The sequence below is a fragment of the Acinetobacter sp. PK01 genome, assembly GCF_022819285.1.
Taxonomy (GTDB): Bacteria; Pseudomonadota; Gammaproteobacteria; order Pseudomonadales; family Moraxellaceae; genus Acinetobacter; species Acinetobacter tandoii.
Map to the genome: position 1 here is coordinate 3,474,041 of NZ_CP094643.1, position 12,325 is coordinate 3,486,365.

Here is a 12,325-nt window from a genome sequence, read left to right on the forward strand (position 1 = left end):
TTCCTCTGTTTACTCTTTTTAAGAAAAAGAAAAAATAATATGACGTGATTGTATGTGCAAAGCCCGTTGACTGGCAACGGGCTTTGTTTATTCCTTTTCGTTTCCCCCTCTTTTTGAAAGAGGGGTTAGGGGAGATTTTCTAATAAAATCCCTCCAAACCTCCCTTTATAAAAGGGAGGCTTTAAGGCTTTAAACCACTAAATTTACTAATTTATTTGGAACTACAATTTCTTTCTTGGTTGGACCAGTTAAGAATTGTTGAACTTCTGGTAGAGCTTTTGCCAATGCCAATAATTCATCTTTAGAAATATCAACAGAAACTTCAAGTTTACCGCGAAGTTTACCATTCACCTGTACAACAATCGTTTGCGTATTACGTGTTAACGCAGAAGCATCAACTACAGGGAATGTTGCTGCCGTAACATCTGTACCAAATTGAGCCAATAAAGTTTGGCTTAAATGCGGTGCAAACGGTTCGAGTAAAGTTAACAGTGTTGTGATTGCTTCACGTTCTACAGCAATGTCATTGTCATCTTTTGCTTCAAACTTGTTGCTCGCATTTAATAACTCCATTAAAGCAGCAATGGCAGTATTAAATGCATGACGACGTTCAATATCATCACTTACTTTTTGAATAGTTTCGTGAGTTTTACGACGTAAGTCTTGAGCGTCTTTAGATAAGTTTGCTGTATCGATTGCAGTTGCAGCGTTTCCTTTTTCAAGGAAGCCAGCTACAAGGCGCCATACACGTTTCAAGAAACGGTTTGCACCTTCAACACCTGCATCAGACCATTCTAAAGATTGATCTGGTGGAGCAGCAAACATCATGAATACACGAGCTGTATCTGCGCCGTATTGATCAATAATCGCTTGTGGGTCAATACCGTTATTTTTCGACTTAGACATTTTTTCTTGTCCGCCGATTACAACTTCTTGGCCGTCACCTGAATATTTTGCAGAAAGAATACGACCTTTCTCATCACGTTCTAGTTCAATATCAGCTGGGTTGAACCAAGTTTTCTTGCCATTTTCTGCTTCACGATAGAACGTATCTGCAAGTACCATGCCTTGAGTTAACAAGTTGGTAAATGGCTCATTACCTTGTACAACGCCTTCGTCACGCATTAATTTGTGGAAGAAACGTGCATAAAGTAAGTGAAGAATTGCGTGTTCAACACCACCAATGTATTGGTTTACAGGAAGCCAGTTTTGAGCTGCTTCAGGTTTAACCATACCACCAGTAAAGTCTGGAGACGCATAGCGTGCATAGTACCAAGATGACTCTACGAAAGTATCTAAAGTATCTGTTTCACGGCGTGCATCGCCACCACAACACGGACATTTAGTTTCATAGAATTCAGGCATTTTGTTCAGCGGATTACCTGAACCATCTGGAACAACGTCTGTTGGTAATACAACTGGAAGCTGGTCTTCTGGAACTGTGACTTGACCACAAGTATCACAGTTAATCATTGGAATTGGACAACCCCAGTAACGTTGACGAGAAACACCCCAGTCACGTAAACGGAATTGAACTTTAGAGTTTGCTAAACCTTGTGGTTCTAATTTCACAAGGAATGCGTCAAACGCAGCTTGGAATGCTAAACCGTCAAACTCACCAGAGTTAACAAGTTTACCTTCTTTAGAACCGTACCATTCTTGCCATTCAGTTGCAGAGTAATCTGCATCGTCAGCACCTTTGGCATCGATCACTTGCTTAATTGACAAGTTGAACTTGTTAGCAAATTCAAAATCACGTTCGTCATGCGCTGGTACAGCCATTACTGCGCCAGAACCATAAGACATTAATACGTAGTTTGCGATCCAGACAGGAAGCTCTTCACCAGTTACAGGGTGTTTTACAAACAAACCTGTTGCCATGCCTTTTTTCTCGGCTGTTGCCAAGTCTGCTTCTGCAACTGAACCCATGCGGCACTCTTCAATAAATGCAGCCAATTCAGGGTTGCCTGCTTCTGATTGGAGGGCAGCAGCTTTAAGCGCGAGAGGGTGTTCTGCTGCAACAGCAACATATGTCACACCCATTAGCGTGTCGGCACGTGTTGTATAAACAGTTAAACCATCAGCATAGATTTCAGTATTGGCAGATGGGAAAGTAATTTCCATGCCTGTAGAGCGACCAATCCAGTTACGTTGCATGGTCAACACTTGTTGAGGCCAGCCGTCTTGTAAAGTGTCAAGATCGTCTAATAATTCTTGTGCATAGTCCGTAATACGGAAGTAGTACATTGGAATATCGCGTTTTTCAACCAATGCACCTGAACGCCAGCCACGACCATTTTCAACTTGCTCGTTTGCTAAAACTGTTTGGTCAACCGGATCCCAGTTTACTGTTGAAAGTTTACGGTAGATCAAACCTTTTTTATAAAGCTGAACAAATAACCATTGTTCCCAGTGATAGTACTCTGGAGTACACGTTGCAAATTCGCGATCCCAATCTACAGATAGACCTAATTTTTTTAATTGGTCACGCATGTAGGCAATGTTTTCAAATGTCCATTTTGCCGGAGCAACTTTATGGGCAATTGCTGCGTTTTCAGCAGGTAAACCAAACGCATCCCAACCCATAGGTTGTAATACAGTTTCACCTTTTAAACGGTGGAAACGGCTAATGACGTCGCCAATGGTATAGTTACGCACATGACCCATATGCAGCTTGCCACTTGGGTAAGGGAACATCGACAGAATGTAACGACGAGGACCTTCTACAATGTCGGCAACTTTAAAAACTTTACGATTTTCCCAGTCTTGTTGGACGGTGGGTTCAATCGCACTAGCTTGATATTCAGGGTCAATATGAGTAGTCATAAACGTATTAAAGAACAACGGTTAAAAGTTTGCTGCACAGCATAGCGCAAAATGCACCTAAATGTGAATTTTGCGCAGGCTGAACCGTAAGAAAAATTAAACTATTTCGTAAAAGCTGATTTTATTCAGCTGGGTATTTTTTTCCATTTGGTCTAGGTGCAGGAATTGCTTTTATTTCACTAGGAGCTGGCGTAGCAGAAACAGGTGCTCTGGTAGCATCATCATTCACGTTTGGTACAGGTTTGGATGCAGTTGCAGTAGCTGCAGGCATCGTCGAGTTATTTTGCTGTGCTTCTAAAGGAAGATTATTGTTGCGGCTAGCTGTAGGAGTGGAATTGTTCCAGCCATAAGTCTGAATTTTCCCTTTTTTTTGTGCATTTTTCGGTGGAGGAGTGGTGGTGTAATGGGTCGAACCATTTGCATCCACCCATTTGTAATAATCTTTAGCCCAAAGGGATGTACTCGAATATAACAAGGCACAAGAGAGCGCTACACCGCTGATCAAATGAAATGGAAATGACATAAGATTTCGTCCTGTTTGATTTTCTGCGAAAAGTTCTCTCTATGAAATTGCCACAAAAAAGTCAATTTATAGATTCTAGAACAGAATATGAAGTGTTCAAAATAGTATAGGTCGATTTTTCATTTGAACAAGCGTCTCCAGCACTAAATAGTTTAAAAATGTCCTCATTTAATCTCGAAAAATTATAGAGATAGATGAGATTTAATAAAGATTTTACATAATTTCTTGAATGCTTGATTGAGCGCACAAAAAAGCTTTTTTTGTCTAAAAAACACACGGTCTGTAAATAATCAAAAAAAAGCTGATTTTTCAACTTGACAATAAAGAGTTAAACAAGAAAAATGCTGTCTTTAGTTTTATATGCCTTCTCTCGATCACCCTTCGAAGAAGTGTCATGTCATGCAGTGGGCGTCATTTCTAGCCGAGATGGTGAACAAAGCAAATAAAAATATGTTTATCCCAACATGTTTTAGATCCCATATTGCTTAAACAGCAAACGGATCGGATTTTTTTCCTATTGCCATGAAAACTATGAAATATGTGTGCTATAACAGTGCAGACAATTAATGAATGAACACTGCTGATGTCTCCCATCAAGCGGTGATAAAAGATTAGGGTGAATCACGTTGGAACTTTTATCTGGTGGTGAAATGCTTGTTCGCGCATTAGCGGACGAAGGCGTTGAACATGTTTTTGGATACCCAGGCGGCGCAGTTTTACATATTTACGATGCGCTTTTTCAACAAGACAAAATCAATCATTATCTCGTGCGCCATGAACAAGCTGCTGGTCATATGGCAGATGCTTACTCACGCGTTACAGGTAAAACAGGTGTAGTGCTGGTTACTTCTGGTCCAGGCGCAACGAACACAGTCACTCCAATTGCAACTGCTTATATGGACTCAATCCCAATGGTGATTTTGTCTGGTCAGGTGGCTTCGCATTTAATTGGGGAAGATGCATTTCAAGAAACAGACATGGTCGGTATTTCGCGTCCAATCGTGAAACATAGTTTCCAAGTGCGTCATGCGAGTGAAATTCCCGCAATTATTAAAAAAGCATTCTATATCGCAGCTTCTGGTCGTCCAGGCCCAGTTGTCGTTGATATTCCGAAAGATGCAACCAACCCAGCAGAAAAGTTTGCCTACGAATACCCAGAAAAAGTGAAGATGCGTTCTTATCAACCACCGCATCGTGGTCACTCTGGTCAAATTCGTAAAGCGATTGATGAGCTGATCAATGCAAAACGTCCTGTCATTTATACAGGTGGTGGTGTTGTTCAAGGTAATGCTTCTGCTTTATTAACTGAATTAGCACATTTATTGGGCTATCCAGTGACCAATACCCTTATGGGCTTAGGTGCTTTCCCTGGGAATGATGAGCAGTTCATTGGAATGTTGGGCATGCATGGTACATATGAAGCCAATATGACCATGCACAATGCAGATGTGATTTTGTGTGTTGGTGCGCGCTTTGATGACCGCGTAACCAATAACCCTGCAAAATTCTGTCCGAATGCCAAAGTCATTCATATTGATATCGATCCTGCGACGATTTCAAAAACCATTATTGCGCATATTCCAATTGTAGGTGCGGTAGAGCCTGTACTTCAGGAAATGTTGGCACAGCTCAAACAAATGAATGTGTCTAAGCCAAACTCTGAAGAAATTGCAGCTTGGTGGTCACAAATTAATGAATGGCGCAAAGTACATGGTTTGAATTACGACAAACCAACTGACGGTTCAATGAAGCCACAACAAGTGGTTGAAGCTTTAGATAAAATTACCAATAGTCAGGCAATTATCACTTCAGACGTTGGTCAGCATCAAATGTTTGGTGCGCTTTATTATAAATACACCCGTCCACGTCAATGGATTAATTCGGGTGGTTTAGGCACCATGGGCGTAGGCTTGCCATATGCAATGGCAGCGAAGCTTGCATTCCCAGACCAACAAGTGGTGTGTATTACGGGTGAAGCATCCATTCAGATGTGTATTCAAGAACTTTCTACCTGTAAGCAATATGGCTTAAATGTAAAAATTCTCTGCTTGAATAACCGTGCTTTAGGTATGGTAAAACAATGGCAAGACATGAACTATGAAGGGCGTCATTCAAGTTCTTATGTAGAGTCATTGCCTGATTTTGCCAAACTGATGGAAGCTTACGGTCACGTTGGCATTCAAATTGACCACGCAGACGAGCTTGAATCTAAGCTTGCAGAAGCGATGGCGATTAACGACAAATGTGTATTCATTAATGTCATGGTTGACCGTACCGAGCATGTTTATCCAATGCTTATTGCAGGTCAGTCGATGAAAGATATGTGGTTAGGTAAAGGGGAGCGCACGTCATGAGACATATTATCTCTGTACTCGTAGAGAATGAAGCTGGTGCGCTTTCTCGTTTGGTGGGTTTATTCTCTCAACGTGGTTATAACATTGAGACTTTAAACGTTGCACCAACTGAAGATCCGACTTTATCGCGTTTGACATTAACGACTTATGGTGATGACCATAAAATTGAACAAATCACCAAGCAGCTCAACAAATTGGTTGAAGTGGTGAAAGTGGTTGATCTGTCTGAAGGTGCTCATATTGAACGTGAGTTGATGTTGATTAAAGTCAAGTCACTCGGTTCTGCACGTGCTGAAATCAAACGAACTGCGGATATTTTCCGTGCGCAAATCGTTGATGTCACCCCAACGACTTATACCATTCAAATCGCGGGTACAACTGAAAAAATTGATGGTTTTATTGATGCTCTAGCAGAGAATACCATTCTTGAAGTTGTGCGTTCAGGTGTTTCAGGCATCGCGCGTGGCGAAAAAGTTTTAACCATTTAATTATTTAACACGATTCAACCTCCTTTTGAGAAAAGAGGAGGATTTCATCAAAAACAAATCTCTTGATGGAATTACAGAATATCAAGCATTTTAGCGGAGACAGCAATGCAAATTTTTTACGATAAAGACTGCGACTTATCTATCATCCAATCTAAGAAAGTAGCGATCATTGGTTACGGTTCACAAGGTCACGCGCATGCGCTTAACCTTAAAGACTCTGGCGTAGACGTAACTGTAGGTTTACGTGCAGGTTCTACTTCTTGGAAAAAAGCTGAAAATTCAGGTCTTAAAGTTGCTGAAGTTCCTGCTGCCGTAGCACAAGCTGATGTTGTGATGATTTTGACTCCAGATGAGTTCCAATCTCAACTTTATCGTGACGTGATTGAACCAAACATTAAACAAGGCGCGACTTTAGCATTTGCTCATGGTTTCTCTGTACTTTATAACCAAGTTGTTCCACGTGCTGACTTGGACGTAATCATGGTTGCTCCAAAGGCACCTGGTCACACTGTACGTTCAGAATACCAACGTGGTTCAGGTGTTCCAGATCTTATCGCGATTCATCAAGATGCTTCTGGTAACGCACGTAATGTAGCGCTTTCTTACGCTTCAGGCGTAGGTGGTGGCCGTACAGGTATTATCGAAACTTCATTCCGTGAAGAAACTGAAACTGACTTATTCGGTGAGCAAGCAGTTCTTTGTGGTGGTGCAGTTGAATTGGTTAAAATGGGCTTCGAAACTTTGGTTGAAGCAGGTTATGCTCCAGAAATGGCTTACTTCGAATGCTTGCATGAACTTAAGTTAATCGTTGACTTAATGTTTGAAGGCGGTATCGCGGACATGAACTATTCAGTGTCTAACAACGCTGAATATGGCGAATATGTAACTGGCGTTGAAATTATTAACGAACAGTCTCGTGAAGCAATGCGTAATGCACTTAAACGTATCCAATCTGGCGAATACGCGAAGATGTTCATTAATGAAGGTGCATTGAACTACCCATCAATGACTGCACGTCGTCGTCAAAATGCTGCACATGGTATCGAAGTAACAGGTGCTAAGTTGCGTGCCATGATGCCTTGGATTCAAGCAAACAAGATTGTTGATAAAGAGAAAAACTAAGATTTAGTTTAATCTTTTAAAAAACCCTTGTTTTTACAAGGGTTTTTTATTGTGGGTAGTTGTTGTTTACCTCGTAGTTTGTTTAAAGCAGAGCTTTTATCTCAAATTTAAATAGAAAAAACATAAAAAATAAAAAATAAAAAGCCAATGTTCTACCATCGAATGATCGATAGGTAATATAACCTGTATTTTGGCAGGCTTTTTTATCTGAATGCTTAGCTGAATTAAATTCATTCTAATAATTTAAACCAGAAGAACTATACAAGCTTATAAATAATGAAAATTACAAGTGATAGGTAAACAAATTGCATCTTTAAGGTGATGTTTAGTTTTTCATCTGATATTGGTAAAAATATCGAACATATTATGTGTAAATTCAATGTTAAAACTAATAATTTGATTTGTAAGATTAATTAAATAATTGGTGATTTTGCTTTGTTAGCATAAATATTGGAATTTGTGTAATTTATCTTTTTATTGGTATATTTTGCATCTTAATTATTGTTTCTTATAAAAAATGTGATTTGATTCATGAAAATGAATTATTTTGTAAGTATATGGTAGGTTTTTGTAATATTGTGTAAATTATAAGATTATATAAAGTTTTTATTAATCAATAACTTGTTTTTTTATATTATAAAAGTTTACTTTAAATATTTTAGATAATAAGAAAAACTAATATCACCATTTTTTTATATTTAACTGAAAAACAGCCATGTTAATTTGTATTCTAAATTAGACCAAAAATAATAATATTCACGTGAACTTACACGATATAAGTTGCTCCTTTTGAAATTGAATATGATAACTATGCACTTACGGAAAAGGCTCAAGAATAACAAGTGATCCTGTGTAAGTTGCTATTTTTAAATAATTTATAATCTTTCCTAAAGAAAAAGGAACTGGGAGATAGGGCCATGAAATTACAAGTGCAAACTGCATTGGCAGCATTAATTTTAGGTATGTGTTCGACAGTAGTTTTAGCAGATGGAGAGGAGGGTGCAAAAGGTGGTGATGGTGGATATCATCATCCAGGTCGTGACGGATGTGGTACCAAATGTGATGGTAAAATTGATATAGAATTATTTGTTGAAAAACACTGCGACTTAGACATCGATAAATCAAAAATCGTAATGCAAAAAAATCTTGTAGGTGGTAAATGGAGTGGACAATCTGGGTTCGATGTCCGTGCAAATGCGCCATATAGCCTCAACATCACTAAACCAACTACTTTAGATAATGAAATAGATGCTTCACAAAAAATTCCAGTAAATGTGGATACTAAACTTGGCTTATTTAATTACACTGGGGCAGTACTTCCTTATACCTCATCAACTAGAACATTTACAGTTAAAGCTGAAACTGTAAGTGCAGTGTCTGACATGGCACATTGGGGTACCTATAAAGGGACTTATAAAGTAGCTGTTGCATTCTAAATAAAAATAGGGAATAGTGGTGTATGTGCGTAACATGCACCACTATAATAATTTTAAAAGGGAATAAATATGAGAAAAATAATTTTATTCTTAATTTTAAGTAGCTTAAGTAATATTTTATTTGCGGGAATCAAGTTTACACCAGTACAACTTTATTTAGGTGATAAAAATAAGCAGCAGAGAAGTACCACGGTAATCGTGGAAAGTTCTGATTTTGATCGTTCTAAAATTTTTGAGTTGTCTGCTGTGAAATGGAGTCAAAATGAAAAAGGAGAAGATGTTCTTGAAGAAGAAAAGAACATTTTATTTAATCCTAAGATTTTTGAGTTAAAGCCAGAAAGTAAACAAATTGTTCGTGTTGGTTTTAGTCAACCATTTACAGCTAATGAACTAGACCGTGAAAAAACCTGGCGTGTTATTTTTAATGAAGTTACTCCCGTCGCAGATGATGAGGCGATAAATTTTCAGTTTAACTTTTCATTACCTTTATTTGTAGGTAAACAAGATAAAACTAATCTAGATGTGAAACTTAAAACGATAAATAATAATATGATGGTCGATATTCAAAATATTGCAAAATCACATGTACAAATTACAGATATTCGATTGGTAGATAGCCAGAATAAGGAATTATTACAGAAAAGCTTTAATCGATATTTGCTTGTTGGACAAAAATATACATTTGATTTAGGTGAATTATCAAAGAAACCAAATGATAAAATAAAAGTGAAAATTAAAACTGATAAAGATGGAGATTTATTGGAATATTAAATCTCTGAGGGTGATTCTATGAAATGTTTTAGAGTTGTTCTTGTTTTTTTTAGTGCAGTTGGGATTGCGCAAGCAAATGTTGATTCATTAGCAGAAACGGATGCAGGGGCACTAATTGTAAATGTTTGGTTAAATGGTGTAGATAGAAATATTGAAACAGTACTATTAGTCACTAAGGATGGTGAATATATAGAATGTAAAACATTAAATGAATTAGGTGTTGATCCTTCCAAATTTGTAAAGAACCATGATCAAGATGGTTTCTGTTTAATGCGTGGTTCCGATATAAAATTTCAAAAAGATGATGCACTTCAGGTAATTAAAATTGACTTACCTGCATCTTATTTTAAAGATAATAATTATGAGAGCGTAGTTGTTACCCCAGCAAGAGCAAATTTTGGGGGGTTCATTAATTATGATTTCTTTTATTCTAAAGATGATTTTTCAAATGACTTTAATGCCTATTCAGAAATTGGTATTTTTAAAGACTACTGGTTATTGAATAATGCAATTTTGTATAAAGACTCTCCAGATGAGGGGCAAAAGCAGTTTTTACGTGTCAGTTCATTGTTTGAACTAGAGTTTCCTGAAAAATATTTAAAATTAAGAATCGGTGATAACACAAGTGTTTATAACTCATTAACAAACTCATTCCGATATGGGGGGATCAGTTTTGGTACAAACTATACAGATCGTCCAGATTTTGTATATTGGAATATGCCAACTTTACAAGGAAGTGCTGCATTACCCTCAACAGTAGATTTATATATTAATGGCGTAAACTTGTATAAACAGTCGATAACCCCAGGTAATTATTCTTTACAAACAGGAGCGACAATTGATCAAGCTGGTGAAGCGAGAGTTGTTGTACAAGATATTTTGGGAAATCAAACGGTACAGAGTTTTCCTATTTATATTAGTAGTCAATTATTGCGTGTGGGTTTAAATGAATATGATGTTTCTTTAGGTAAGCTAAGATATAACTACGATGAGGATGATAGTGATTATCGTGATTTTTTTTCAAAAGTATTTTTCCGTCGTGGGGTTGCTGCAAGTACAACCTTAGGATTTGATGCAACCTACTCAAAAGATGTAAGCAATATCAGCTTTATGTGGACTCAAGGTGTAAGTAAGTTTGCTTTACTTGATACAGCATATGCAGTGAGTGATTATAATGGAGACATTGGACATGCTGCTTCAGCCTCTGTGAGTAGAAATTTTGGAACCTGGTCTTTTGGTTTAAACACTCGTTATTACACTGAAAAGTTTCAACAGCTAGGTTTTGATGAGTATGATTTTAATACCAAGATATCTAACCTTGCATATATAAATTTCTCTAATCTCGGATTTGTTGATGGTTTTAATTTAAGTTATGTTGACAATAAAAACTATAAAGTTGAGGGCTTTGAGTCTGTAGACAGTAAAATTATAAACGTAGGTGTTCAAAAAATATTGACTAAAAATTTATACACAAGTTTGAATTATTTTAAAAACTTTGAAGATGGTGATGATAGTTTTAACATAGTTTTTAGTTATAATTGGGATACTCGAGGAAATATTGATTTAGAACATAGTACAGATAATGGTGAGACGGTATTAAGTTATTCTAAAAATAGCTTGTTGCAAAATGGTCTGGATTACTCAGTTGCTGTTTCAAATATTGATAGTAAATTTAATTATCATGGTTATGGTTTGTATAAAACTAATATTGGTGATTTTAGAGCATCTTATGATGAATATACAAATAATAAAGTAACTCAAGCTCAATATCGTGGAGCAACAGTTCTTTTAGGTAATAAGTTGTCAGCAACAAAATATGTGGATAATGCTTTTGCCTTGGTTAATATCGATGGTATGAAAGATGTAGATGTATTAAGGTCATTGTCAGTTGTTGGTAAAACAAATGACAAAGGATATCTTTTTGTACATGATATTATTCCTTATATTAATTATGATATTTCTTATGATCAAAATCAGTTACCTTTGGATTATACCTTTGATCAGCCAGTACAGAAATTAAGTGCATTAAATCAAAGGGGGTATATTCTAGATTTCAAAGTTGCAAAAACCAAGAAATTTGTAGTTAATTTAAAAGATTCAAATAATAAGAATTTTCCTGTTGGGACAGTTGTAAAACTTAATGGTAATGAGGATGAAAGTTACTTTATTGATAGTAATGGTTTAGTTTATTTGTATCTTTCAAAACCAGTAAAATATGATCTAAAACTAGCAATGCAGGAGGGAAAAACTTGTAATACATCTTTCAGTATTTCGCAGACTCAAATTGATAATAGCAATGATGCACAAGTCATCAATTTAGTTTGTAAGTAATAGGAGGTTGGTATGAAACCAATTTTTTTAGCTTGCTTAATTTCTATGAGTTGTAGTGCGGTTTATGCGGCAGGATGTTCGGTTAGTGGTTTTTCTGCCCCTGAAATGAAATTAGCAAACTACTATCATAGTCAGACTGCTACATCTTTTAACGTTTCCTGTGATCGCAGTTATTCGATTTCATTCCGAAGTCAGAACTTATTAAATGCGAGTGGGTCAAGTTATGTATCGAATGGACCCTATAAAGTCAAAACCCAAATGAATATTCGAGGTGCGAGTGAAAATCTATGGGGGGTTCAAATGAGACAAAAAGCAGGAACTAATCAGAAGTATATAATTTCAGCTCAACTCGAAGAAAATCCTTTATATAGCGTTCCTGCAGGAGTTTATCGTGACCGAATCTATGTTAATGTGGATTTTTAATTTCGTTGTAAAGCTTTTAGGTTTTGTAAATGATCAACAAAAGGGAGGTAA

At 36.9% G+C, this 12,325-nt stretch carries 9 protein-coding genes; 7 read left to right on the forward strand and 2 right to left on the reverse strand.

Annotated features, from left to right (window positions below):
- Positions 1 to 189: 189 nt before the first annotated feature.
- Positions 190 to 2,826 (reverse strand): leucine--tRNA ligase, encoded by a 2,637-nt coding sequence (gene leuS / locus MP622_RS16510; RefSeq protein WP_243791853.1) that lies wholly within the window; start codon positions 2,824 to 2,826, stop codon positions 190 to 192.
- A gap of 121 nt (positions 2,827 to 2,947) precedes the next feature.
- Positions 2,948 to 3,349: a DUF4124 domain-containing protein gene (locus MP622_RS16515; RefSeq protein ID WP_243791855.1), complete on the reverse strand. Its 402-nt coding sequence runs from the start codon at positions 3,347 to 3,349 to the stop codon at positions 2,948 to 2,950.
- 626 nt (positions 3,350 to 3,975) lie between these two features.
- Here MP622_RS16515 and MP622_RS16520 point away from each other — a divergent pair.
- The 7 genes from MP622_RS16520 (at position 3,976) to MP622_RS16550 (ending at position 12,274) form a co-directional block, all read left to right on the forward strand.
- Positions 3,976 to 5,703: an acetolactate synthase 3 large subunit gene (locus MP622_RS16520; RefSeq protein ID WP_243791857.1), complete on the forward strand. Its 1,728-nt coding sequence runs from the start codon at positions 3,976 to 3,978 to the stop codon at positions 5,701 to 5,703.
- On the forward strand, positions 5,700 to 6,191 hold the full coding sequence (gene ilvN, locus MP622_RS16525) for an acetolactate synthase small subunit (protein WP_004697653.1): 492 nt from the start codon (positions 5,700 to 5,702) through the stop codon (positions 6,189 to 6,191). The genes MP622_RS16520 and ilvN overlap by 4 nt, the downstream gene beginning before the upstream one ends.
- 105 nt (positions 6,192 to 6,296) lie before the next feature.
- Complete coding sequence (ilvC, locus tag MP622_RS16530) at positions 6,297 to 7,313, forward strand: ketol-acid reductoisomerase (RefSeq protein WP_151504753.1); 1,017 nt, start codon at positions 6,297 to 6,299, stop codon at positions 7,311 to 7,313.
- Between the two features lie 917 nt (positions 7,314 to 8,230).
- On the forward strand, positions 8,231 to 8,749 hold the full coding sequence (locus tag MP622_RS16535) for a hypothetical protein (protein ID WP_243791859.1): 519 nt from the start codon (positions 8,231 to 8,233) through the stop codon (positions 8,747 to 8,749).
- A gap of 69 nt (positions 8,750 to 8,818) precedes the next feature.
- A complete protein-coding gene (locus tag MP622_RS16540) occupies positions 8,819 to 9,520 on the forward strand; it encodes a fimbria/pilus periplasmic chaperone (RefSeq protein WP_243791861.1) in 702 nt (233 codons plus the stop codon).
- An 18-nt stretch (positions 9,521 to 9,538) separates the two neighbouring features.
- On the forward strand, positions 9,539 to 11,851 hold the full coding sequence (locus MP622_RS16545; RefSeq protein WP_243791863.1) for a fimbria/pilus outer membrane usher protein: 2,313 nt from the start codon (positions 9,539 to 9,541) through the stop codon (positions 11,849 to 11,851).
- A 12-nt stretch (positions 11,852 to 11,863) separates the two neighbouring features.
- Positions 11,864 to 12,274, forward strand: coding sequence for a hypothetical protein (locus MP622_RS16550; protein ID WP_016166216.1), 411 nt, complete (start codon positions 11,864 to 11,866; stop codon positions 12,272 to 12,274).
- Positions 12,275 to 12,325: the final 51 nt, after the last annotated feature.

What these genes read in the sequence shown, in the direction of transcription:
- leuS (WP_243791853.1), bottom strand. Translation starts at nt 2,826, where the DNA reads ATGACTACTCATATTGACCCTGAATATCAAGCTAGTGCGATTGAACCC.
- MP622_RS16515 (WP_243791855.1), bottom strand. Translation starts at nt 3,349, where the DNA reads ATGTCATTTCCATTTCATTTGATCAGCGGTGTAGCGCTCTCTTGTGCC.
- ilvN (WP_004697653.1), top strand. Translation starts at nt 5,700, where the DNA reads ATGAGACATATTATCTCTGTACTCGTAGAGAATGAAGCTGGTGCGCTT.
- ilvC (WP_151504753.1), top strand. Translation starts at nt 6,297, where the DNA reads ATGCAAATTTTTTACGATAAAGACTGCGACTTATCTATCATCCAATCT.
- MP622_RS16535 (WP_243791859.1), top strand. Translation starts at nt 8,231, where the DNA reads ATGAAATTACAAGTGCAAACTGCATTGGCAGCATTAATTTTAGGTATG.
- MP622_RS16540 (WP_243791861.1), top strand. Translation starts at nt 8,819, where the DNA reads ATGAGAAAAATAATTTTATTCTTAATTTTAAGTAGCTTAAGTAATATT.
- MP622_RS16545 (WP_243791863.1), top strand. Translation starts at nt 9,539, where the DNA reads ATGAAATGTTTTAGAGTTGTTCTTGTTTTTTTTAGTGCAGTTGGGATT.
- MP622_RS16550 (WP_016166216.1), top strand. Translation starts at nt 11,864, where the DNA reads ATGAAACCAATTTTTTTAGCTTGCTTAATTTCTATGAGTTGTAGTGCG.